Consider the following 22,860-nt stretch of genomic DNA (forward strand, 5'->3'; position numbering starts at 1 on the left):
ACCACTTAATGATAATGATTATCATTACCTGAATCAAGCATTATTTTCTTTCCCTTGCAATAAAAAGTAAGGAATAACAAAAAAAGCAGGCAGTCCCTCTGCTTTTTTTAAGAAATTCACTCAATTATTTTAGATAAGGTAGATTAGGAAAAGATACCACAATAGCATTACCACTGATGATTATTTTTGATAAATAAATTCAACACCCTCTTCGTCACTTTCATCCCAATCATCAAATTCATCGTTATCATCAAAAGCGTCATCCATAGCCTGTTGATGATAATCATCCCACATAAATTCAACTTTTTCAGGCGATGATTCTTCTTGTTGCTCTTCTCGAGGATGTGCATTGATATATTCCATTAAATCCCAACATAAAGGTTTTACACCTTCATGATTGAATGCTGAAATGACATAATATTTTTCATTCCAGTTAAGTGCTTTAGCGATTTCTGCCGCGCGTTTAGCACTTTCTTCTTCACCTAAAACATCCATTTTATTAAATACCAACCAACGTGGTTTATTTGCTAGTTTTTCGCTATATTGATGAAGTTCTTGAATAATCACTTTAGCATTTTCAATTGGGTCTGATCCATCAATTGGGGCAATATCAATCAAATGAACTAACACACGACAACGTTCAAGATGTTTCAGAAAACGAATACCAAGCCCTGCACCATCTGATGCTCCTTCGATTAAACCAGGAATATCAGCAACGACAAAACTTTGTTCGTTATCCATCCTAACAACACCTAAACTTGGTACTAAGGTCGTAAAAGGATAGTCCGCCACTTTAGGCTTCGCCGCTGATACAGAACGAATAAAAGTTGATTTACCAGCATTTGGTAACCCTAACATACCCACATCGGCAAGCAATAATAATTCTAATAAAACATCACGTTTTTCACCTGGTGTACCATCTGTTTTTTGTCTTGGCGCACGATTAACTGATGACTTAAATCGTGCATTTCCAAGCCCATGAAATCCACCTTTCGCAACTAACACTTTTTGCTGATGATGGGTTAAATCGCCAATAATTTCACCTGTATACTTGTCAGTGATTCTTGTTCCAACAGGAACTTTAACAGTAATATCTTTTCCTCTTTTACCAGTACAATCTGAACCTTGTCCATTTTGTCCGCGTTCAGCCCGATAGTTTTTTTCAAACTGGAAATCAACCAATGTATTTAGATTCTCATCAGCAATAAAAAATACATCACCCCCATCACCACCGTCACCACCATCAGGACCGCCTTTTGGAATATACTTTTCCCGACGGAAACCAACGCAGCCATTACCTCCGTCACCTGCCTCGACTCGAATTGAAGCTTCATCTACAAATTTCATTATTCTTCCTCTTTCTTCTGGTTTATCAGCCAGCCTTTTCTTGGATGCCATAAATAATGCCCAACTGTTGCGAACATCGCACCAGCAACGACTGACACGGCGCCAATATAACCTAAAATATTTAAATACTGCATAGCAAATTTTTCTGGCCAAATTACAGCAAACATATCTGAAAAAATTAATGCAAACAATGGGGTTAGTGTTGTAATAGCACTAACTTGTGCAGCTTGCCAACGCTCCATTGCCATAACTAATGCGCCATAAGCAATAATGGTATTTAAGCCACAAAAGATAATAGCAAACAATTGAGTTGCATCGGCATTAGCTATTTTCGTTGGCGATGCAAATGGCCATAAAAATACAGTGCAAATAAGATAAATTAACCAAAGTAGCTGTTCTGCAGCTAATTTCCGTAATAACACTTTTTGGGCTAATGCATAACATGCCCATGAAATTGAAGCAAGTAAAGCAAGCCAGACACCAATGCCATAAGTAGACATATTAGCAAAAAGAACAGTAATATTTTTATTAAAAAATAGTCCTAGACCAATTAACAATACAGAAATACCAATTATCTGTGTTGGTCTCAATCGCTCTTTAAAAACAAAAGCGCTTGAAATCATAAATATCACAATACCCATTTGGCCAACAACTTGAGAAGTTGTTGCTGAAAGGTACTGAACTGCATTTGCAAATAGTGCAAAATTACCAAGTAAACCAAATCCAGCAATCATTAGTAAGATAAAACGTCGACGTTTTTTAAACATCGCTAAGTTAGGAAATTGTTTTTTATAAGCTAGCCATAACGTAATACCAACTGCAGAAATTGCTAGTCGTGACCACGCCAAAGTTAATGGATCAATAACCACTAATGCATATTTCATTGCAATTGGTACCAGTCCCCACAAAATTGCGGTTAACATGGCTAACGCAAAACCTAATTTAACATTTTGCTGTTTTATCATAATAAATAATATTATATAAATTTAAGAAATGAAAAAAGCCCCACAATGACTGTGAGGCTTCCATAACTTTTAAACCGTTTTTAATTAGCTATTAGCAACAACGCTAACATAACGGCGATTTTTAGGTCCTTTAACTTCAAATTTTACTTGCCCGTCAACTAAAGCAAATAAGGTATGGTCACGACCACAACCTACATTAGTGCCTGGGTGGAATTGAGTTCCACGTTGACGAACTAAAATATTACCGGCAAGAACTTCTTGAGAACCATAACGTTTAACACCTAAACGTTTACTTTGGGAATCACGACCATTACGTGATGAACCACCAGCCTTCTTATGTGCCATTGTTCGATACTCCTATTAAGCGATTGCAGTGATCTTCACATCAGTAAACCACTGACGGTGACCTTGTTGTTTACGATAGTGTTTACGACGACGGAATTTAACAATTTTCACTTTATCGCCACGACCGTGCTCAACAATTTCTGCTTTAACTGTTGCACCTTCAACAAACGGAGCACCAACTTTGATGTCTTCACCATTTGCTACCATTAAAACTTTATCGAAAACAATTTCTGAACCTGTTTCGACTTCAATTTTTTCCAAGCGAACGACTTGACCTTCGCTAACTCGGTGTTGTTTACCACCACTTTGGAAAACTGCGTACATACTTAACTCCGCAATAAAAAGCAGACGATTACTTGATTAAACATATATGTCTGCGAGATTAATCTTATAGGGCGTGAATTTTACGCAAAATTCATCCTTGTTGCAAGCGCTGTTTACTAAAAGATCGCAAAAAGTGACAAAAAAGATCAAATACATACTGTTTTCACGTTACAATAAACATAATTATTATTTATTGTCATAAATATTCATCATAAATAAAAATCTAAGCATCAATAATATGCCAAAAATAAAAATTCACTACACAGCGTCAATTATTAATCGCCTAACGTTATTAATGTTTTTTTTAGGGATCACGGTTTTATTAGCACTATCGTTTTCAACTCAGGTAGCCAATGATACGAAAGGTGGGGCATACATGGTTAATCAGCTAGGTTTATTGAGAATGAAAAATTACCAACTACTTAGCATGATTCCCCTCAACAAAAAAGAGTATGACCGTTTAAATATTTTTATTGATATTTCTTCATCACAGCAACATTTAATGATTTTGAAACGCTACGGATTAATAAATGAATTTAATCAATTAAAAACTGACTGGCAAACTCAACTTGTACCTAAAATCCAACAGGCAAAAAAAATTGATGATATAAAAGCAGACATAGACAACTATGTAGTTCATATCAATCATCTAGTACAAAAGATTGATCAAAAAACTGAAAACAAAATTTATTATATTTCTCAGCTACAACAATTATTTATAGTTATCATTATATGCTTTTTGATTATTCAAATTTATTACTTACGTTACTATCTCCTTGCCCCGTGGAAAAAACTTGTTGAAATGGCTGAGGCAATTACTAATCACGATTTTAGCCAACGTTTTAATATTAAATTGAAAAAAAACGAGTTTGATCTATTAGGACATGCTTTCAATAAAATGTCAGCTCAAATTGAATCACAATATTTATTACTAGAAAAGCAAGTTGCAGAAAAAACAGCTAGATTACAGCAAACCAATAAAATGATTTTGTTCCAATATCAAGCAACCAAGAAACTATATACTTCAGCGCCATTATGTGAACGTTGTTTAAAAATCTTGCGAGAACTAGAAGAATTAGTCCCATTAAGACAATTTCAAATACGCTTTTATGAATCAGAGGATCCTAAACATTATCAACAAATCAGTTACAATAATGAACAAAAATTACCTTATTGCCAAAACACCAAATGCAATGCTTGTTTGATCCCATCAAAAACTAATTCCCCAAAAGGGGGGCAGCGTTATTGGTATCTTCAAGAAAACGAACAAAAATATGGGATATTATTTGCTTTTCAGCCAACAGAAATAATACTGACCGATGAACAAGAAAACTTAATTATGGGGCTTATTGAGCAAATCACTACCGCAATAAAACTAGATAAACAAATAGAACAACAAAAACAATATTTATTAATGAACGAACGCTCAGCGATGGCTAGAGAGCTACATGATTCCATAGCTCAATCATTATCTTGCTTAAAAATACACCTTAGCTGTTTACAAATGCAATCTGACTTAACATCACAAAACAGTATTGAGTTACTCGCAATGATGCGCAAAGAGGTCAATATTACCTACTCTCAACTAAGAGAGCTGATTACTTCATTTCGTTTACGTTTAAACCAAACAGGGTTTTATACCAATTTAATGGAATTAATTGAAGAATTTAATGAAAAATTACCATTCAATATTCAATTTGAATACCAATTGCCTTTAAATATTATCAATAGTAAATATACCTTTCATTTGCTACAAATTATTCGAGAAGCACTTAATAATATATATAAACACGCTAAAGCTACACATGTTATTGTTAGTTTAAAAATGGATGAAGATAACATTATTACTATTCACATAGAAGATAATGGCATTGGTTTACAAAATGATATTAAACAAGATAACCACTATGGATTGATTATTATGCGAGACAGAGTTGAAATATTAAATGGTAATTTAACAATAAATAGCCTTCCTCACAAAGGAACACAAATTGTGGTAACATTTAAGGCTAATAAAACCATTCCATTTCAGATAATAGAGACAATAAAAAATGGAGCAAATACCTAGTTCAATACTTCTTATTGATGATCACCCTATGTTAAGAAATGGCGTAAAACAGTTAATAAATACAGTAAACCATTTTCAAATCGTAGGAGAAACTGGCTCGGGAATAGAGGGCGTTAAATTAGCACTAGAGCTTGATCCAGATATCATTTTACTTGATATCAATATGCAAGATGTTAGTGGATTAGAAATATTACGTTATTTGCGAGAAAAGAACATATCTAGCCGCATCATTATGTTCACCGTATCAGATGCGAAAGAAGATATCATCACAGCACTAAAAACCGGTGCTGATGGCTATTTACTAAAAGACATGGAACCAGAAGATTTTCTCATTTCATTAAAAGAAATTTCGATTGGAAAAGTTATTATGGATGATGCGATTTCACACATTATCCTCAATTATTTACGTTATGGAGAAGAGCCAACCACCTCAAAAATTCATGATGTGAGTTTATTGACACCAAGAGAGAATGAAATTTTCAACTTATTAGTTCAAGGCTTATCAAACAAATTGATTGCAAAAGAGCTTGGCATCGTTGAGAGCACTGTAAAAGTACACATTAAAAGCATATTTAAAAAACTTAATTTTAAATCACGAATGGAAATGACTGTATGGTATTTACAAAGTAAGGAATAAACTTATTCACCGAAAAGTGCTTGTATCCGATTTTCCTCTTGATTTTGGGTAATTTCAACTGAACTTGGTTGAGTAGTGAAACAAGGCGAAAGACTTATTTGAAAAAGCTTTTGTCATCAATCTGAAACCACTCGCATAACGAGTGGTTTATATTGAAATGTATCTGTTGTATTAACGGTAGAATTACATCATTCCGCCCATACCACCCATGCCGCCCATACCACCAGCAGCACCTAAATCAGCTTTATCATCTTTAGGTAGGTCAGTTACCATACATTCAGTTGTAATCATAAGACCAGCAACAGACGCAGCATATTGTAATGCGCTACGAGTTACTTTAGTTGGATCTAAAATACCCATTGCAATCATATCGCCATATTCTTCAGTAGCAGCATTATAACCATAGTTACCTTTACCGCCTTTAACTGCGTTAACTACAACTGATGCTTCTTCACCACAGTTAGTAACGATTTGACGTAATGGAGCTTCCATAGCACGTAGTGCAACTTTAATACCTACGTTCTGATCTTCGTTAGTACCTTTAAGGTCTAAAATTGCTGATGCTGCACGAACTAAAGCAACACCACCACCAGCAACAACACCTTCTTCAACCGCTGCACGAGTTGCGTGTAATGCATCTTCAACACGAGCTTTTTTCTCTTTCATTTCAACTTCAGTAGCTGCGCCAACTTTAATCACAGCAACACCACCTGCAAGTTTAGCAACACGTTCTTGAAGTTTTTCTTTATCGTAATCAGACGTTGACTCTTCAATTTGTTTACGAATTTGTTCAACGCGAGCAGCAATTAAAGACTCTTCACCAACACCATCAATGATAGTCGTATTATCTTTATTGATAACAACACGTTTTGCTTGACCTAAATCTTCAAGAGTGGCTTTCTCAAGCTCTAAACCAATTTCTTCTGAAATTACAGTACCTGCAGTTAAGATTGCAATATCTTGTAACATCGCTTTACGACGATCACCAAAGCCAGGCGCTTTAACCGCAGCAACTTTAACAATACCACGCATAGTGTTAACTACTAATGTTGCAAGCGCTTCACCTTCAACATCTTCAGCAATTATTAATAATGATTTACCTGCTTTAGCAACAGCTTCTAACACAGGTAATAATTCACGAATATTAGATACTTTCTTATCAGCTAATAAAATATATGGATTGTCTAATTCAACTGTTGCTGTTTCTGGTTTGTTGATGAAATATGGAGATAAATAACCTCGGTCAAACTGCATACCTTCAACGACATCAAGGTCATCTTCTAAACCAGTACCATCTTCAACAGTGATAACGCCTTCTTTACCCACTTTTTCCATAGCTTCTGCAATTAAAGAACCTACAGTCTCATCTGAGTTAGCTGAAATAGTACCTACTTGAGCAATTGCTTTAGAATCAGCACAAGGAGAAGATAATTTTTTAAGCTCTTCTACAGCTGCAACAACGGCTTTATCAATACCACGCTTTAAATCCATTGGATTCATACCAGCAGCAACAGCTTTCAAACCTTCATTAACAATTGCTTGAGCAAGTACTGTTGCAGTAGTTGTACCGTCACCTGCCGCATCATTTGCTTTAGATGCAACTTCTTTAACCATTTGTGCACCCATGTTTTCGAATTTATCTTCTAATTCGATTTCACGAGCTACAGAAACACCATCTTTAGTAATGGTTGGTGCACCAAATGATTTATCTAATACTACATTACGACCTTTTGGACCTAAAGTCACTTTAACTGCATCAGCTAACACATTAACGCCTTGAAGCATTTTAACGCGAGCATCATTACCAAATTTTACATCTTTAGCTGCCATTTCCGTCTTTCTCCTAAATTCTGTATATAAGTTAAACTATTTACTAATTATGCTTGAACAATGGCTAAAATATCGCTTTCTGATAAGATAAGCACTTCTTCATTATCGATTTTTTCTGTTTTAACGCCATATCCTTCATTAAAAATCACGATATCACCAACTTTAACATCTAACGGCTGAACTTGGCCATTTTCTAAAATGCGACCATTACCTACAGCTAAAACCTCGCCACGAGTTGATTTACCTGCAGCCGATCCAGTTAACACAATACCGCCAGCTGATTTTGATTCTACTTCTTTGCGTTTAATGATCACACGATCATGCAATGGACGAATTTTCATTAGTTATCTCCTAGCACTAATTTTTAAATAGATAATTATTAAAAATAAATCATAAAATTACGATTTTATAATATAGTTCACTTTACATGGGGTTTATTTTAAAATCTTCAAGAGGATAAAATAAAAAAAAGTTTAATTGATTGTTTATTCGTCATCCTTATGTTTAAACTCGCCTTCAATAATATCATTATTCTGATCAAACATTTGTGACGATGCAAATTTTGATTTAATTGGCATTTTTCGAACAATAAACTTCACAATATGCTCTTGAACATTAGGTATTAATAGCACAGCCCCTAAAATATCGGTCAAAAAACCTGGAATAAGCAATAAAAAACCTGCAAAAAGTAAAGCGACACTTTTAATTATTTCATCTTTAGGGCTTTGATTATTAGCTATCTTTTGCTTCATAATACTAAAATTCTTTAAACCCTGAGTTTTAACTAATGAAAATCCAAGAATTGATGTTGCAATAATACAAATTAAAGCAAAAAAAACACCAATTGAATTTGCAACTGTTATAAAAAAACTAATCTCAAAATAAACGTAAACAAAAAAGATAATAAAACCAATAAGTCGCATATAACAATTCCTATAAACTTAAAAACAAATTAGTAAAAATTTGCTATTAATATGAAGATGATTAGCTAATTTTCAACCAAACAATACCTGTTTTTAAAAATATCTTGCAAAAGGGATTGACGGATAATCGTAAATCGTGTTTAATGTTCATCCATTGTTGCCCGGATAGCTCAGTCGGTAGAGCAGGGGATTGAAAATCCCCGTGTCCGTGGTTCGATTCCGCGTCCGGGCACCAATCACCAAATTCTAAGACCTGCTTCTAGCAGGTTTTTTTATATCTAAAGCCTTTTCAAATAAGCCTTTCACCTTGTTTCACTACTCAACCGAATTCAACTGAAATTACCCCAAATCAAGCGAAAAATCGGATACAAACCCGGATACATTTGGTTCGATAATGGCGTGTATCCATAAAATGGCTTTAAAGCCTTTGTTTGTAATGCTTAAGAGAAATTGCTTTTATCTAATTTATGCTGAACTGATTTATAATGCTCACTAATTAATACTTCCAATAAACGTTGTTGACTATATTGGTAATGGTCTAATAGTTGGTCAAGTTGTTCTTTTATTTTTATATCAAGTTGAACGTTGATTGATTTAACACCTTCCTTCTCTCTAAATTTTTTTTGACTTAAGGCTTTTTTATAATCAATACAAAATACTTTGTGTGTATCTTCGTTACATGCATAGAAATAATCATGGATAATAAAAATAGCATGATATTTTTCCGCAATACTTGTTGGCACTATGTAATTCATATATAGATCGTATTGCCAAGGCGATTTATTTTTCAGTTTTGTTAAAATATAGTTCCATGTCCAATTAATTTGTTGTTCATCATCAATTGAAAACTTAAAAGGAACTTTGATTTTTTCAATAATTGACCATGCTGATTTTATATTATTAATCGCTATAAAACGTATGTCATCATTGTTTAATGATGCAATATATTCTTTAACGATTTTCGCTCGCATGTCAGAACTAGATGGGATAAGTTTTAATGGTGTATTGATTAAATCTGTGGCGAGTGGAGGCATTGTCGGAGGGCAAGGGTTTATTCTTATAATATCATCATCTATTTTTACTTGATTTAGCATAATAGATAGCCATGAATAATAGCATAATCTATCATTTTCTAACCAACTAAAGTCATCAATATCTTGCTTACATGAAGCAATCATTTCATTAATAAATTTGTTTAATTCTTTTTCATCATAATGTAAAGATAAAATATAGTGATTTAAAAAATCACAGTATTCTGATGGTGTTCTAATTTTATATCCAGGACGTATGATTGGTCTCCCAAACTTTCGCATATAATTATCAATATAGTGGTTATATTTTTTACATATATTTAAATTTGATTCTGATATGTATTTTATATTTTGGGGTGGGACAGAATAGTTCATAAATTACTCTTAAATTTTATTTTGATTAATAATTAAACTATCACTAAGTAATATTTATGTAAATAAATAATCTAAAACAAAAAGATAATCTGTGTTATTAACATAAAATTTTTATGGAAATATAATAATATTATTATCAATAAATGTAGGGGAAAATATAGTTATAATGGTGATCATTAACGCTCATCTCGTGCTTTTAGAGTAATTTTTATTATATGTTTAATCTTAATTGAGCTTTTAAAGTGAAATTTGTTACCTTACTGTTGTTTGAGATAGTGAATTAAGGTTAATTAATATTATTATATAGAAGTCAGTAGTACCCTATCTGAGTAAACCATCAGTTACTAAAACAGTAAAAAAATAATCTTGCTCCTTATCAAATAACTCTAATTTGATAAGGGCAACTACATGCAAAATAAAAACTTTACTATTAATAAACAGCTCAATCAGAAACTAATTACACACCTAAATAAGCTACAAGATAGATACTCAAAAATTTTACCAATCCGAATCGACATTCATTATGCTAAGGATGATGAGTTCAATACTGATATTGAAACAACCAAAAAAGAAATAATGTACTTCCTCTATCAAGCTATGCAACTTGAACTTGATATTGTAGGGTATGCTGTTGTTATGGAATTTAATCAGAATGAACATATCCATTTTCATTCTGTTTTTTATGTAAATGGTCAAAAAAGACAAAAATACTATCCTATTTACGTTGCTCTGGAACGTGCATGGTATGAACTGACTAAAGGTTATTTATATGATTGTCAGCGGAATAATTATCATATTAATGGGCTAAGGGTGATAAATCATCACGATGATGAAGCATTTCGTTCTGTTTGTTATATGCTTAGTTATTTAGCTAAAACAGAACAGAAATCATTTTTTAAAAAGTGTTATAGCGATTGTCTATTTTTAAGTGAAGTCCCACCTCCAAGTCATCGAGGAAAACCTAGAACACTTGGTCTGAATAAATTTTTAATTTCTTCCCCTATTTAGTAACCCCAAAAAAACATTTCCTTCATTTTGGAAAATCACTATGAATCTTAAAAAAATACGTTTATACAAATCAGTCAACAAAACAGGCTAATTGATATAGATCCAATTCATATAAAGGAATAAAAAATGGACAACTACTATGACCTAATACTAAATAAGCTAAGAGCTCATCATAGATCGTTACTTACAAATTATGGGAAGTTATATCCAGTCAGAATGGATTTTGCCTATCATGACGATGCCTATCAGAGGCAATATGGAATAGATGCGTATATGGATATGTTGAACTTGTCTGATTTAACATTACTTTCCAATCATATTCTTAGCATTGTTTGGGTAATGGCTTTTAATAAACAATACGGCTTTTATTTTCCAACCATGTTGTACTTTAGCTCAGAACAATATGCAAATTATAACGTTATTATGAATTCCGTTACCAATCTTTGGAAGAATGAAACTGATGGATATGGTATTAATGTTGAAAAAAAACTAACTAAGAATGCTTTATCTGAGTTAGCACAACTTTCGTCGAAGAAACATGATCCTCTTCATGCTTTGTATATTAACAGCATGCATACTCTCAACCAAATTAATTGATCGTTTATAACGATCAATTAGATCTTAACTGATCGTTATAAACGATATGACAGTGCACAATATATTTCTAATAATAATGATGTATTTTAATTCAATAATAATTTAAGGAGATAAAATGGTTAGATCTGATTGTGGCGAATGTAATAAAATTTTTATTAAATATATATTATTTATATTAATTAGTATATCGAGCGCATTTAGTGGTATTTGTGAAGCAAGTATGCCTCCAGCCTGTGATAGTAAAGAAACGGAAAAAGTCTTACTGTCGTTGGCACGTAAATATATTGATCCATTTTGGATAGGAAAGAACCGCCGATTTACAGGTACTCAAACAATTAGCGCAAACAAAGAAGCAGAAGAATACCAATGCCGTACTCGTTTTTTGTACACGATGGTAGGGGACTCTAAAAATCATGTCATAACTTACACTATTTATTGGAATGATCCAGTAAAAAAACGATTTTCAGTAGAACTAAATAGTATTAGCAATAATCATTAAGTTTATTCGTGAGGCAAACTCATTTATCCTGTTTGCTTCATATTTCTCCAATATATTAACTACACTCTTATTATAAATAATTTTAAATAGATATCATTAGTTGAACATACCAATATGTCCGTTCAATTAACATTTTTATAAGGAGTGTACCATGTTAAATCGTCAAATATTACAAAACACCTTATTTTATTTATTAGAGCCTTCTTACAATCATTTTCATTCTTTATTTAAATCGACAAATAAGGAAGCATGATATGTCAGATAAATTACCTTTACTACTTGATAAACTCTATCAGCTTTGTTTGACTGGTGGTTATGGTTTTTCCTCTGCTTATACATTAGCCGAGCAACATAAAGCCAATTTTCCTTTACATTCAGATAATCTTGATAAACTAATCAAACATGAAACAGACAAAGCAACAACTACAGGTTTTATCACAGGGTTAGGCGGGATTGCAAGTTTACCTATAACTTTGCCAACAAACGCCTTAAGTGTCTTGTTTATTCAAATGAGGCTCGTTACAACCATTGCTATCTTGCAAGGTCATGATGTGTATGATGAAAGAATTAAAATCTTAATTTTCTTATCATTATGTGTGATGGCAAGCAAGTTAAGATTACAGCAGTTTTGTTTAGCTACATTGATGAAACAGCCAAATGAAGTAATTCGTAAAATAAGCCTATCGGTCATTAAACAGCTTATTAGTATTATAAGTGCAAAGCATAGCTTAAAGTTAATTAAAGTGATCCCGATTTTTGGTGGTGTGATGGGAGCTGTTGTTGATCGCATTATTACTTATCGCATTGGCCAATTTGCTAAAAAACAATTTAATCAAAGCTATTAGTTGAATAACACTAATAATTCCATTACTTAAAAATTCACCTATTTATAAATTTACCTCATTAATTTCAGTTTTTACATGAAGGACATTATGCTTTGCTCAATCTTAACAGGAGAAAAAATGAAAACTTCCTATTCAACAAAGCGCATTGTGACAACAGCGTTAAAATTGCTCGAAAAGCAGATGAAAATAGAAAAAAATCAGTTCACTAAAACAAAACAGGTTATTGATTATCTTAGAATAAAATTAACACAAAAAGAACGAGAACACTTTGTTGCTATGTACCTAAATAATCAACATCAGTTAATTAAAGTAGAAACACTTTTTATGGGTACAATTAACTCTGTGGAAATCCATCCTAGAGAAATAATTAAACAAGCACTTAAGTATAATGCAGCAGCAGTTATTTTTGCCCATAATCATCCATCAGGCGAATCGCAACCCAGTAATGCAGATCGTAATATCAATCAAAAGCTAACAGAAATATTAAATATCGTTGGTATCCGAGTATTAGATCACATTGTGATTGGTCAACAATCATATTTTTCCTTTGCTGAACAAGTGAATGAGTAATTTTTGAAAATTTATTTAATATTTATTGATCGTTTCTAACGATCAATAAGATCTTATTGATCTGTTTAAACGATATGACTTTACTTTAACGATCAGTGAAAATTAAAAAACTAAATTGAAATATTCTTGAATAAAAAATTAATAATGGAGAGTATTTTTATTATGAAAAATACCTTGCTGGAGTTTTTAACTAAAAATAATTTTTATGGCAGTGAAAAAATTTATTTAGCACCAACAATACCGAATACAAAGTTATCAAATGCACTATCTTGTTATGGTCAAGGATTAAGACCTGAAGAAATTTATATATTAATTGATAATACTGTATTTGGTGGGGCTAAAGATGGTGTATTAATTACAAATAATGAAATGATTTTTAAAGAACCTTTTGAATCTCCTATTAGAATAAATTTTTCTGATATAAAAAAAATTCACTCAGAAAAATCTAATATATTTATTAATGGTTCTAAGTTAATCGCTTTATCAATGCCTAATGCATCCGATATTTACCGTTTATGTTTACTATTACAATTATTTATTGAACAACAAAATGAAAAACAAGAAGAATCACTAGACACCTCACAAACAACAATTTTTTCCGATAAAAACTGCCAATTTATAAATAACAAAAGCCATACAAACTCTACCGTTGAATCTAATGAGATTGAGCAAGCCACTAACGATTCATTAAATCAAATAGATAAAGGTGTAGCATTCAAGTATATTCCATCCGATGAAATTTATAATTTATTATGTAAGATAAAATTAGTCAGCTCAATTTCTACAATCTTTTTTTTAGACAAAAGAGAAAGCCCTCATACTTACATTTGTAATGAATTTATAAATATTGTTGTTTCATTTGTAAAACAATTCAGAAATAAAATTATAGAAAAAAAACAAGTTAGAGAATTAAAAAATGATATTGCTACCGTTGAAATGCAAGCTTTTGCTTGTTTTTTAATTATATTTAATATTCGATATCGAGGCGTTGATGAAAGGCTATGTCAACAAATAGCCAATGAAAGCATAAGATCATTGCCAAGTATAAATAATAATCGATACTCACAACACCTTTTATCTATTATCCAAACATATGACGATATCAATGGAGAAGAAGAAATTATTTTAAAATTTATTATCCGTTTAACTCTTACTAATTTGCTAGAAAAATCACTTTCTGATTTATCAAGCATTAGAGAACATTATACAGATACTGAAATCGAAAAGAGCATTATTACTTTGTCTTCAAATCTTGATCCAGAATTTAGCAGTCTATTTAATCAATTGACTAATCAAATTTCAAATTTTGTTAGTCAAATATTTAACACATTTAATTATCATTAATTTTTAAAATCAGGAATGAAAAATGTTTAAAAAAATTATTTTCGCTTATCTTGTTATTGCTTTCTTAGTTGCCACTTATAACTACTTTACCCTTCCTTCAAATGGTAATACTCCTTATATGCTTGGAGTTGCATCAGCAAAAGGAATTTCGTGGTTATTCAGATTGTTCTAAAGGTATAACATGAAAAAAATAATTCTAATAATCATTTTATCCTGTTTGCTATTGCAAGGATGCTCTGATCCAAAATCAGATGCTATCAAAAATATGAAAGATGGTTGTATTCTTGCAACCGATTATTCAAATCGTTCAATTAAATATTGTGAATGTATTGCTGAGCATTCAGTTTCTCAATTAAACGAAAAAGAAATTGAAATATTTAATAAAGCAACAAATAAATTTACACAACAAGATCTTATACACGTTCAAGAAATTTTTTCAAAAATAACAGAAAAAAATTTAGAATCAAAATGCCAATACTAATTTTCAAAAGTATTACTTAGCTGATTAAAATCTACATAAGATGAAAGGAATAACAAAATGTTTAAAATAACCTCTAATTTACTCATAGCTATATCTCTATTATTTGCGGGAGGCTCATTTGCAAATAACAATCCTTACCAAGATAGCCAAATACATACAAATGAATCTCAATTAAGTCAAATGGAACCAATACCACAATATAATTATGTTCCAGTCTATCCTGAACGTTTAAAAACTTTTAATGAATTACTTAAAAAGGAAATACAACATAAAAAAATTACTTTAGACCAAGTTCAATGTATTGATGTTAAGGAAGGAGGATTATGTGAACCTCAAAAAGTAGTTGTTAGATTGGAGTTCGATCTTAGCTATGTTCTTATTGATGGTAAAACTGAAAAAGATGTTCGACTATGGGATATGGATAATACTGATAGACGAGATGCATTTATTGATATTATTGAAGACGATCTTGATAGCTGGTTAAACACTCATGGGCTTCCAATTCGTTCAAGTCGTGATCATGTATTTGCCTTAACTTTAGAAGCTAGGAAATGGTTTAAAGATGCTCCATTTTACGTTGTTGGTCTACAACCAACAAAAGTTGAATATATCACTTATAAATATACTGAACCAGGGTTATCTAGAGTAGATGATGCAAACCAATACAATAAAAGTCCTTTTTAATCTTAATACTTCAAATAAAGTATATCTATTAATTTAATAAACAGCAGTAGGAAACAAAACTATGAAGCATTTAATTGTATTATTTTTATCTATTGTATTTTCAATTAGTGTGGCAAATGCACAAAATAATGATGATATTAAACAAGAAAGATTAAATCAACATTTAGCAGTTATCAAAAATGGAGTTGATACTATACTTGTTCCTGTTAAGTTTAATGGGATACGTGACTATTATAATAATGCTGACATTGTTACAGTTATATTTGAATTACGTTATGGCTTTTTAAATAAAGAACAAAAAGATAAGTTTTGGGAAGAAAAATCAAAAGATGGCTCACTTAAAGCTTGGGAGTCTGAAGTCATCGATGGTTTAACAAATAATATTACAGGAAGATTTGACGTGGAAGGCGATACTGATATATCAGTTGACTACAGTAAAACACGTGAAATGGTTTACAACTATACTAAAGACGCTAAAAAATACTTTAAGAGTAATAACATACCCGCCTATGTAATTAGTTTTCAACCTATTTTAGTATCTTACGAAAAATTCACTATTACCGATCCTAACTTATATCCAGATGAAAAACTCATAAGTGACTATTAATCAATAATCTTAACTAATTTTTAAATAAGGACTAAGTGACCATGAAAAAACTTATTATAACTACAATTCTATTATTTATTGATAGATAATGTGTTCCTATTTTGGAGATCAATTAAAACCATTAATAGATATTCTTATTGTTAAATAGTAAAAAAATATTGTTGTTACCTATCTATTGAATGTAATTAACCCACATCACTCAATAGAGGTACAACAATGTCAACATTCTTATCCCCTTTGGATGCACAAACACATCCAGATTACCTAATTGATATGAAATATATCACCACACTCACAGGCATGACAGATAAATGGTTTTATGCCTTGATAAAACAAAATAAATTTCCACCTCCTATTAAACTAGGAAGATCCTCGCGTTGGCGTCTGAAAGAGGTTGAAGCATGGATAAAGACCAAAGCTAATTAACAGTTAAATGTCCTATTAACCAAAGCCGCATAGTCAAATATGTGGCTTTTTTTATGTCTAAATTTCTATAATTGAGGAATTTCGTTATGTCCTTAACTGATTTAAAAATAAAATCAGCCAAACCACACGATAAACAATATAAACTTTCTGATGGTGATGGTTTATTTTTGCTTGTTCACTCCAACGGTTCTAAATATTGGCGCTTTCGCTATTATTTTAATGCTAAAGAAAAATTAATGTCGATAGGCCAATATCCTAATGTCTTATTAAGCGAAGCTAGAAGGCTACGAGATGAAGCCAAATCATTACTAGCTAGAAATATTGACCCACAGGTAGAAAAGAAAGCAAAACAATTTGAAGATGAAATACAAGTTACTTTTGAACAAGTTGCTCGTAAATGGTGTACCAATAATAAAACTTGGTCTGAGCCACATAGAGCAAAAGTACTACGAACATTAGAATTGTATTTATTCCCAAAAATTGGCGCTTATTCTATTTCAGCATTAACTACTCGTCAGTTAATTGTTCCAATTAAAGCTGTTGAAGAGCAGGGGCGTTTTGAAGTCGCTAGCCGATTACAACAACGTACTTCAGCAATAATGCGCTATGCAGTACAAAATGGTTATATTTCTTATAACCCTGCTCAAGATTTAAAAGGGGTAGTGAGTAAAGTAAAAGTGAATCATCGCCCTGCACTTGAACTCGAACAAATACCTGAACTTTTAGAACGCATTGATAATTTTAAAGGACGAGAGTTAACCAAATTAGCAATTAAACTTTCTCTACTTATATTTATTCGTTCTAGTGAACTACGATTTGCTCGTTGGTCAGAAATTGATTTCGATAAAAAGATTTGGACTATTCCTGCTGAAAGGGAGGAAATTGATGGTGTACCTCATTCTCACCGAGGTTCAAAAATGAAAACGCCTCATTTAGTTCCGCTCAGCGATCAAGCAATTGATGTTTTAAAACAAATACATGAAATTAGTGGAATGTATGAACTGGTATTTATTGGTGATCATTCTGCAAGAAAACCAATGAGCGAAAACACAATCAACAAAGCATTACGTACTATGGGGTATGATACAAAAACAGAACTTTGTGGACATGGTTTTAGAACTATGGCTTGTAGTGCATTGGTTGAATCGAATTTATGGTCACGAGATGCAGTTGAACGCCAGATGAGTCATCAAGAACGTAACGGCGTTAGAGCCGCTTATATCCATAAAGCACAACACATTATCGAACGAACTAAAATGGTTCAATGGTGGGCTGATTACTTAGATTCAATCCGCACTGAGTTTATTATGCCTTATGAGTTCAAAACAAATTAAAAAAACACCTCACTGTTTAATTCATTTCTCAATATCAATTAATATCAAAAAATTAAGGAATTGTTTATGCAAATATTACCTAGTGTATCATCATGCCTAAAATCCACTGCGGTGGGTTCTGGTATGATCTCAGTATTTATCACCAATTTAGAAAAATATAACGAAGGACAATTGATTGGTGAATGGCTAGAGCTACCAACAACACCAGAAAAAGTAATACAATGCTTTAAACAAATTGGCATTGATAGTGTTAATTACAAAGAGTTCTTTTTAAGTGGTTACAAATCGTCTATATATGGCATAACAAATTATATCTCTGAAAATAACAATCTTAATGAACTAAATTATTTAGCCTGTAAACTTGACGAATTAAGTCATGATGAAATGGAAATCTATGAAGCAGCAATTGATATTGGCGGATACGTTAATTCAATTGCTGATTTAATTAACCTAGCAGATAATCTAGATTGCTTTCAATGTCTATATAACATCAGCAATGAATATGATTTAGGTTTCTACTGGATTGCTGAAAGTGGTTGTTATAGTTTAAAAGAACTTGGTAACTTAACTAATTACTTTGATTACGAACGATATGGCCATGATATTGCACTTGAACAAAGTGGCACATTTTATTCTGGTAATTATATCTATTATACAGGTGAAATTTTTAGTTCCGATTACGATGGTAAAAACGTTCCTGAAGAGTATTGTATTTCTACTATAAATGTATTGGATGATTAGTTATTCCCTTTATAAAGCTTATTTAAAGCTTTATAAAGGGAATTCATTAGTGATTTAAATTTTTGTTTTTGGTACTACTTTTATCTTGTTATGTATAAATTTTGTGAACTATTTCACAAGACGATGAAAACAGAATGTTTTGATATTTTATTTCGACGTAAGATTTACACGCAATTATGTGAAATACAAAACGATATTGAACAATGGTTTGATCTTTACAATCGAGAAAGAGCACACTCTGGAAAATATTGTTATGGAAAGACACCATGGCAAACCTGGAACGGAGCAAAAGGATTGGTTAAGGAAAAGCAATTGGAGAATTTATTTTACTCATCGGCTTTCATTTTAACAAAATGTGTGTCCGATGAGTAATAAGTTTTTGTCAGATTAAGTTTGAGCTAACACATAAAAAATTTACTCAAATTCAATATCTTCATTCATATTTTGATAAATATTAACTTTGGCATTAACATCAATTGCATTTACTAACCAACCACTTAAATGGCAGCTTCTAATAAACTCATCAATTCTATTTACGCCATTAATTTCTTTTAATGTAACAACAACTCCAAAACGAACACCTTCTCCATCTTTGGGATCTAAACGATTATTTGTTTTAATTTCCATACCCCAATTTTTATTTTCGTATGATATTTTAGGTCTATTATTTTTTTTAACTATTTCAGCTATATATTTAACATTATCCCATTTTCGGAAATTACTTCGAGCATCAGACTCTAATAAATAGTTTCTTTCAGTATCTATATTCTGGTTTTGTTTATCCCCATTAATATTAGAAATTTTTCCATCATTTTGGATTCTTCCAAAATGTAAATTTAACTCAGTATTTGTATAATCCACTCCTTGAGTTCTATCGCATTTAGGAAAGTAGCACATTGTTGCTTTGGCTATGTAAGGATATTTATCATCTTTATTCATTGGTGTTGGAAAATTATAATTATAAGTGTTCCATTTTTCACTGATATCTGAAACTAAAAATTTAATCTCATCTTCTTTTGTTTTGACAATATCGTCAATTTTAATTGGTACTATACCATGCCCATATAATGCAATTTCACTGGAAGTTGGTTCGTTATTCCATCCTCTTGCAGCATCAATAATAAGCGCCTTAGCCACTTCACGGCTAAGCTCCAATATATCAATTAGATATGAAAGTTTTCGAGCAATCCAAGGAGCTGCAAATGATGTTCCCGCAACTTTAGCTTCTCCTAAAGGCTCACATACATGAATATATTGTTCACTGCTTCCACCATAGTAACTTATATCAGGCTTCGCAAAAAATGATAAAACAATTCCTTTTCTAGAGTATTTTGTTGATAATCCATTTTTTGATACTGCATTTACAACCATACTATTAATTGAATCGGCAGGAGAACCAATTCTATTAATATTTTCGTTTGTTTTATTTGTTCCCGCAATAACAAAAATGACATCATTTTCATATTGAATTTGGTCTAATACAGAAGCTTCAGCAGATATAAAATTATCATTAACTTCTTGATCACTACCTAGTGAAATATTCCAAACTTTAATATCTTTATTTTTTGCTATTATTTCTTTGATTTGCTTTATAATAGTAAAAGAAGAAAACTGTGAACCAACTGCTACACCAAAGTGACGTACTTTAAACCTTCCACAGCCATCATCTAACCAGGGATTAAGCCTTGGTCCGTCTACAATAATAGATGATATTGCAGTACCATGCCTATAATCATTAGGTGCTTTAGGAATATTTTCATCAACCATTTCATGGTATTCGACCCAATCACTAAAATAAACTCCCTCATCAAATAATGTGTCAATTACACCAATAGTAGGTTCTATTGTGGGTTCTGGAATATGTTGCAAATTTTGTTTATGTTGTTGAATGAAATCTTCTGGCGATAGCTGGGATAAATCTGCTGTAGCCATTGAAATAAGATAAGGAGCTTTAGTAAATAAGATCTCCGATTGATTCTTATCCAAAAAAATCGTTTGATTATCTAAAATCCGACTGGATAAAATATCGATACCTAGTTTTTTTAATAATCTTTTTGTATCCATTCTTATATCATACAAAGTAATAATACTTTGCACTGATTCTCCTGACGGGTTCTCTACCTCAAAATCATCAATATAAGAAATATCAGCTATAACTTGCTTAAATGAGGATTTACTTATACCAAATTCTTTAAAATGAACACTATTTATACTTTCATGATCCTTGAAAGTAACTTGATCTATTTTTCCTGAAAAGGCTTTATCTAAAACAATTTTTGTTTTATCAAGTAAAACAATACTTTTATTTAAATCATTAATATCTAAAAAATAAGTAATAATATGTTTAGTTCTATCTTTGTTAAACTTAGCTCCCACTATTGCATAGTTCGAATCCTTCCCTCTAAACAATCCTCCGATTCTATTACTTTTTGCCACAATCTTATTATAACAAACACAAATTAGAATACCGTCAAATGGCTTAGGTTCATTCAACCAAAAATTTTTGATTTGTTCCATTTTCGTTTGCAACTTATACACATGTTCGCTAGTAACACCATTGTTACCATTCATATTAGGAATAACTTTTGGTTTAAATTGTTTAGACGCTTGAACAAATCGATTTCCTTTTAATTCTAAAACATTATTTGCCATTACTTATTTCCTTCATTCAATTTTCTAGCTATTGTGCTTTTAGGTTCACCTTTAAGTTTTTCTATCTCTCTTACAGTAAAACCTAAAATGTGTAATTGTTCTAAACTAGTTTGATCAAGATTTCCTATTATATTGTTGTATAATCTTCTCAGATAATCATAACCATTATTTACATCACTAAACGCTAAAGAAGTCTTGATAATATTTTTTAATTCACCAGGATATGGTAATTGATTTGATGTATTTAGAATTTTTTTCAGCAATCGAGCATCTTTAGACACGTTTCTAAAATTTTTTGAGAAAGATGAAAAATAAAATTCAGCCACTTCAACTAAATCTTCTTTACTGTATTGATTAAAATTAATAATAGCATCAAAGCGTCTAGAAAGAGCCTTATCAAAATTCTTATATAAGTTTGTGGTAGCAATGATTACAATGTCTTTATTTAAATCATTTAATCTATCCAACTCTCTCAAAATTGCTGATGTTACACGTCCCATTTCTCGAACATCATTACTATTAATCCTATCTAATGCTATAACGTCAATTTCATCAAATAAAATCACTGTTTTTTCTGGATAAGGTATTTTATTAATTTCACTAAACACTTGGGCTATGTTTTTATTCGTTTGACCAAGCTTGCTATCAATTAAATTATCAAAATCCACATAAAACAGCGAACGTTTGAGTAGTCTCGCAACATGTTTTGCTGCTTCAGTTTTACCTGTACCAGGAAACCCTTCAAATAAAAATTTGGTTATCCCAATTTTGTGATTAACAGCATTAATCACTCCTTTAATATTATCAGTGATTTCAATTGGCAAATTTAGGGAATCCACTACCTTTACATTTATTGATTTTAAAAAATCACTCTCAAACTCACTTGCTTGAGGAATATAAAGATTTGATTCAGCAATAAATCCCATAATATATTCAGCTAACTGATGATCGCCAATAGAATCAAAATATCTAGCAATTTCAATAGCTTCATCTCTAAAAGCACTTTCATTTCTTTCAACATGATATTTAATCAAATTTAACACATTCTTTTTTTTCACAAAAATCACCTAAGGATATATCTATTTAAATTAAGTATACCATAAATGGGACAAAAAACACGGTTTTGGGACAATATTATAAATAGAAATTGTTTTATATAAGGAAAAGTATAAAAATAAGGGTTGCAGAACTGTATTATTATACAGTTATTTTAAGTTAAATGTAAAT

The 22,860-nt window shown here is 31.4% G+C and carries 26 protein-coding genes and 1 tRNA gene; 17 read left to right on the forward strand and 10 right to left on the reverse strand.

Annotated elements, in window-relative coordinates; genetic code table 11:
• Nucleotides 1-180 precede the first annotated feature (180 nt).
• The 4 genes from cgtA to rplU form a co-directional block, all read right to left on the reverse strand.
• On the reverse strand, nucleotides 181-1,347 hold the full coding sequence (cgtA, locus tag GQ590_RS09695; protein ID WP_160408666.1) for an Obg family GTPase CgtA: 1,167 nt from the start codon (nucleotides 1,345-1,347) through the stop codon (nucleotides 181-183).
• Nucleotides 1,347-2,312, reverse strand: a complete 966-nt coding sequence (locus GQ590_RS09700) for a DMT family transporter (RefSeq protein ID WP_160408664.1) — start codon at nucleotides 2,310-2,312, stop codon at nucleotides 1,347-1,349. Before GQ590_RS09700 ends, cgtA begins: the two co-directional genes overlap by 1 nt.
• 84 nt (nucleotides 2,313-2,396) lie before the next feature.
• The gene (rpmA, locus tag GQ590_RS09705) at nucleotides 2,397-2,657 is read right to left on the reverse strand and encodes a 50S ribosomal protein L27 (protein ID WP_034883716.1); all 261 of its coding nucleotides are present in this window, start codon (nucleotides 2,655-2,657) and stop codon (nucleotides 2,397-2,399) included.
• Nucleotides 2,658-2,672: 15 nt separating this feature from the next.
• Nucleotides 2,673-2,981, reverse strand: coding sequence for a 50S ribosomal protein L21 (gene rplU, locus GQ590_RS09710; RefSeq protein WP_065636425.1), 309 nt, complete (start codon nucleotides 2,979-2,981; stop codon nucleotides 2,673-2,675).
• 238 nt (nucleotides 2,982-3,219) lie between these two features.
• On the opposite strand from rplU, the gene narX reads away from it, so the two are divergent.
• Nucleotides 3,220-5,049 carry a nitrate/nitrite two-component system sensor histidine kinase NarX gene (gene narX, locus GQ590_RS09715; protein WP_160408662.1) on the forward strand — a complete coding sequence of 610 codons (1,830 nt, stop codon included), beginning with the start codon at nucleotides 3,220-3,222 and terminating at the stop codon, nucleotides 5,047-5,049.
• Nucleotides 5,033-5,686 (forward strand): two-component system response regulator NarL, encoded by a 654-nt coding sequence (gene narL / locus GQ590_RS09720; protein WP_160408660.1) that lies wholly within the window; start codon nucleotides 5,033-5,035, stop codon nucleotides 5,684-5,686. Before narX ends, narL begins: the two co-directional genes overlap by 17 nt.
• Before the next feature lie 183 nt (nucleotides 5,687-5,869).
• Here the strand turns inward: narL and groL are convergent, their stop codons facing one another.
• The 3 genes from groL to GQ590_RS09735 form a co-directional block, all read right to left on the reverse strand.
• Nucleotides 5,870-7,516: a chaperonin GroEL gene (groL, locus tag GQ590_RS09725; protein ID WP_160408658.1), complete on the reverse strand. Its 1,647-nt coding sequence runs from the start codon at nucleotides 7,514-7,516 to the stop codon at nucleotides 5,870-5,872.
• A gap of 47 nt (nucleotides 7,517-7,563) precedes the next feature.
• Nucleotides 7,564-7,857, reverse strand: coding sequence for a co-chaperone GroES (locus GQ590_RS09730; RefSeq protein WP_034915350.1), 294 nt, complete (start codon nucleotides 7,855-7,857; stop codon nucleotides 7,564-7,566).
• A gap of 144 nt (nucleotides 7,858-8,001) precedes the next feature.
• On the reverse strand, nucleotides 8,002-8,439 hold the full coding sequence (locus GQ590_RS09735; protein ID WP_160408655.1) for an FxsA family protein: 438 nt from the start codon (nucleotides 8,437-8,439) through the stop codon (nucleotides 8,002-8,004).
• A gap of 159 nt (nucleotides 8,440-8,598) precedes the next feature.
• On the opposite strand from GQ590_RS09735, the gene GQ590_RS09740 reads away from it, so the two are divergent.
• Nucleotides 8,599-8,674, forward strand: a tRNA-Phe gene (locus tag GQ590_RS09740).
• 205 nt (nucleotides 8,675-8,879) lie between these two features.
• Here GQ590_RS09740 and GQ590_RS09745 read toward each other — a convergent pair.
• Nucleotides 8,880-9,752: a hypothetical protein gene (locus tag GQ590_RS09745; protein ID WP_160408653.1), complete on the reverse strand. Its 873-nt coding sequence runs from the start codon at nucleotides 9,750-9,752 to the stop codon at nucleotides 8,880-8,882.
• 501 nt (nucleotides 9,753-10,253) lie between these two features.
• Here GQ590_RS09745 and GQ590_RS09750 point away from each other — a divergent pair.
• From GQ590_RS09750 to GQ590_RS09815, 14 genes are all read left to right on the forward strand, one after another.
• A complete protein-coding gene (locus GQ590_RS09750; RefSeq protein WP_160408651.1) occupies nucleotides 10,254-10,853 on the forward strand; it encodes an inovirus-type Gp2 protein in 600 nt (199 codons plus the stop codon).
• Between the two features lie 126 nt (nucleotides 10,854-10,979).
• Nucleotides 10,980-11,450, forward strand: a complete 471-nt coding sequence (locus GQ590_RS09755) for a hypothetical protein (protein ID WP_160408649.1) — start codon at nucleotides 10,980-10,982, stop codon at nucleotides 11,448-11,450.
• Nucleotides 11,451-11,565: 115 nt separating this feature from the next.
• Nucleotides 11,566-11,949 carry a hypothetical protein gene (locus GQ590_RS09760; protein ID WP_065610218.1) on the forward strand — a complete coding sequence of 128 codons (384 nt, stop codon included), beginning with the start codon at nucleotides 11,566-11,568 and terminating at the stop codon, nucleotides 11,947-11,949.
• Between the two features lie 254 nt (nucleotides 11,950-12,203).
• Nucleotides 12,204-12,794 (forward strand): EcsC family protein, encoded by a 591-nt coding sequence (locus GQ590_RS09765; RefSeq protein WP_160408647.1) that lies wholly within the window; start codon nucleotides 12,204-12,206, stop codon nucleotides 12,792-12,794.
• 117 nt (nucleotides 12,795-12,911) lie between these two features.
• Nucleotides 12,912-13,364, forward strand: a complete 453-nt coding sequence (locus GQ590_RS09770) for a RadC family protein (RefSeq protein ID WP_202112965.1) — start codon at nucleotides 12,912-12,914, stop codon at nucleotides 13,362-13,364.
• A 162-nt stretch (nucleotides 13,365-13,526) separates the two neighbouring features.
• Nucleotides 13,527-14,708 carry a hypothetical protein gene (locus tag GQ590_RS09775; RefSeq protein WP_160408645.1) on the forward strand — a complete coding sequence of 394 codons (1,182 nt, stop codon included), beginning with the start codon at nucleotides 13,527-13,529 and terminating at the stop codon, nucleotides 14,706-14,708.
• A 22-nt stretch (nucleotides 14,709-14,730) separates the two neighbouring features.
• Nucleotides 14,731-14,880, forward strand: coding sequence for a hypothetical protein (locus GQ590_RS09780; RefSeq protein WP_160401672.1), 150 nt, complete (start codon nucleotides 14,731-14,733; stop codon nucleotides 14,878-14,880).
• A 9-nt stretch (nucleotides 14,881-14,889) separates the two neighbouring features.
• Nucleotides 14,890-15,189, forward strand: coding sequence for a hypothetical protein (locus GQ590_RS09785; RefSeq protein WP_065610211.1), 300 nt, complete (start codon nucleotides 14,890-14,892; stop codon nucleotides 15,187-15,189).
• A gap of 180 nt (nucleotides 15,190-15,369) precedes the next feature.
• Nucleotides 15,370-15,873: a hypothetical protein gene (locus tag GQ590_RS09790; RefSeq protein WP_160408642.1), complete on the forward strand. Its 504-nt coding sequence runs from the start codon at nucleotides 15,370-15,372 to the stop codon at nucleotides 15,871-15,873.
• A gap of 61 nt (nucleotides 15,874-15,934) precedes the next feature.
• Nucleotides 15,935-16,480 carry a hypothetical protein gene (locus GQ590_RS09795; RefSeq protein WP_160408640.1) on the forward strand — a complete coding sequence of 182 codons (546 nt, stop codon included), beginning with the start codon at nucleotides 15,935-15,937 and terminating at the stop codon, nucleotides 16,478-16,480.
• 216 nt (nucleotides 16,481-16,696) lie between these two features.
• Nucleotides 16,697-16,906 (forward strand): AlpA family transcriptional regulator, encoded by a 210-nt coding sequence (locus GQ590_RS09800; RefSeq protein WP_160408637.1) that lies wholly within the window; start codon nucleotides 16,697-16,699, stop codon nucleotides 16,904-16,906.
• Between the two features lie 86 nt (nucleotides 16,907-16,992).
• Nucleotides 16,993-18,240 (forward strand): integrase arm-type DNA-binding domain-containing protein, encoded by a 1,248-nt coding sequence (locus GQ590_RS09805; RefSeq protein WP_160408636.1) that lies wholly within the window; start codon nucleotides 16,993-16,995, stop codon nucleotides 18,238-18,240.
• A gap of 66 nt (nucleotides 18,241-18,306) precedes the next feature.
• A complete protein-coding gene (locus GQ590_RS09810; protein ID WP_160408634.1) occupies nucleotides 18,307-18,981 on the forward strand; it encodes an antirestriction protein ArdA in 675 nt (224 codons plus the stop codon).
• 90 nt (nucleotides 18,982-19,071) lie between these two features.
• Nucleotides 19,072-19,353, forward strand: coding sequence for an integrase core domain-containing protein (locus GQ590_RS09815; protein ID WP_255471437.1), 282 nt, complete (start codon nucleotides 19,072-19,074; stop codon nucleotides 19,351-19,353).
• A gap of 42 nt (nucleotides 19,354-19,395) precedes the next feature.
• Here the strand turns inward: GQ590_RS09815 and GQ590_RS09820 are convergent, their stop codons facing one another.
• Complete coding sequence (locus GQ590_RS09820) at nucleotides 19,396-21,633, reverse strand: S8 family peptidase (RefSeq protein WP_160408630.1); 2,238 nt, start codon at nucleotides 21,631-21,633, stop codon at nucleotides 19,396-19,398.
• Nucleotides 21,633-22,691: an ATP-binding protein gene (locus tag GQ590_RS09825; protein ID WP_034915564.1), complete on the reverse strand. Its 1,059-nt coding sequence runs from the start codon at nucleotides 22,689-22,691 to the stop codon at nucleotides 21,633-21,635. The genes GQ590_RS09820 and GQ590_RS09825 overlap by 1 nt, the downstream gene beginning before the upstream one ends.
• Nucleotides 22,692-22,860 lie beyond the last annotated feature (169 nt).

It is taken from the genome of Gilliamella sp. Lep-s35 (genome assembly GCF_009795845.1).
Taxonomy (GTDB): Bacteria; Pseudomonadota; Gammaproteobacteria; order Enterobacterales; family Orbaceae; genus Gilliamella.

Coding starts and splice junctions, on each gene's coding strand:
- cgtA (WP_160408666.1), bottom strand. CDS start 1,347: ATGAAATTTGTAGATGAAGCTTCAATTCGAGTCGAGGCAGGTGACGGA.
- GQ590_RS09700 (WP_160408664.1), bottom strand. CDS start 2,312: ATGATAAAACAGCAAAATGTTAAATTAGGTTTTGCGTTAGCCATGTTA.
- rpmA (WP_034883716.1), bottom strand. CDS start 2,657: ATGGCACATAAGAAGGCTGGTGGTTCATCACGTAATGGTCGTGATTCC.
- rplU (WP_065636425.1), bottom strand. CDS start 2,981: ATGTACGCAGTTTTCCAAAGTGGTGGTAAACAACACCGAGTTAGCGAA.
- narX (WP_160408662.1), top strand. CDS start 3,220: ATGCCAAAAATAAAAATTCACTACACAGCGTCAATTATTAATCGCCTA.
- narL (WP_160408660.1), top strand. CDS start 5,033: ATGGAGCAAATACCTAGTTCAATACTTCTTATTGATGATCACCCTATG.
- groL (WP_160408658.1), bottom strand. CDS start 7,516: ATGGCAGCTAAAGATGTAAAATTTGGTAATGATGCTCGCGTTAAAATG.
- GQ590_RS09730 (WP_034915350.1), bottom strand. CDS start 7,857: ATGAAAATTCGTCCATTGCATGATCGTGTGATCATTAAACGCAAAGAA.
- GQ590_RS09735 (WP_160408655.1), bottom strand. CDS start 8,439: ATGCGACTTATTGGTTTTATTATCTTTTTTGTTTACGTTTATTTTGAG.
- GQ590_RS09745 (WP_160408653.1), bottom strand. CDS start 9,752: ATGCGAAAGTTTGGGAGACCAATCATACGTCCTGGATATAAAATTAGA.
- GQ590_RS09750 (WP_160408651.1), top strand. CDS start 10,254: ATGCAAAATAAAAACTTTACTATTAATAAACAGCTCAATCAGAAACTA.
- GQ590_RS09755 (WP_160408649.1), top strand. CDS start 10,980: ATGGACAACTACTATGACCTAATACTAAATAAGCTAAGAGCTCATCAT.
- GQ590_RS09760 (WP_065610218.1), top strand. CDS start 11,566: ATGGTTAGATCTGATTGTGGCGAATGTAATAAAATTTTTATTAAATAT.
- GQ590_RS09765 (WP_160408647.1), top strand. CDS start 12,204: ATGTCAGATAAATTACCTTTACTACTTGATAAACTCTATCAGCTTTGT.
- GQ590_RS09770 (WP_202112965.1), top strand. CDS start 12,912: ATGAAAACTTCCTATTCAACAAAGCGCATTGTGACAACAGCGTTAAAA.
- GQ590_RS09775 (WP_160408645.1), top strand. CDS start 13,527: ATGAAAAATACCTTGCTGGAGTTTTTAACTAAAAATAATTTTTATGGC.
- GQ590_RS09780 (WP_160401672.1), top strand. CDS start 14,731: ATGTTTAAAAAAATTATTTTCGCTTATCTTGTTATTGCTTTCTTAGTT.
- GQ590_RS09785 (WP_065610211.1), top strand. CDS start 14,890: ATGAAAAAAATAATTCTAATAATCATTTTATCCTGTTTGCTATTGCAA.
- GQ590_RS09790 (WP_160408642.1), top strand. CDS start 15,370: ATGGAACCAATACCACAATATAATTATGTTCCAGTCTATCCTGAACGT.
- GQ590_RS09795 (WP_160408640.1), top strand. CDS start 15,935: ATGAAGCATTTAATTGTATTATTTTTATCTATTGTATTTTCAATTAGT.
- GQ590_RS09800 (WP_160408637.1), top strand. CDS start 16,697: ATGTCAACATTCTTATCCCCTTTGGATGCACAAACACATCCAGATTAC.
- GQ590_RS09805 (WP_160408636.1), top strand. CDS start 16,993: ATGTCCTTAACTGATTTAAAAATAAAATCAGCCAAACCACACGATAAA.
- GQ590_RS09810 (WP_160408634.1), top strand. CDS start 18,307: ATGCAAATATTACCTAGTGTATCATCATGCCTAAAATCCACTGCGGTG.
- GQ590_RS09815 (WP_255471437.1), top strand. CDS start 19,072: ATGTATAAATTTTGTGAACTATTTCACAAGACGATGAAAACAGAATGT.
- GQ590_RS09820 (WP_160408630.1), bottom strand. CDS start 21,633: ATGGCAAATAATGTTTTAGAATTAAAAGGAAATCGATTTGTTCAAGCG.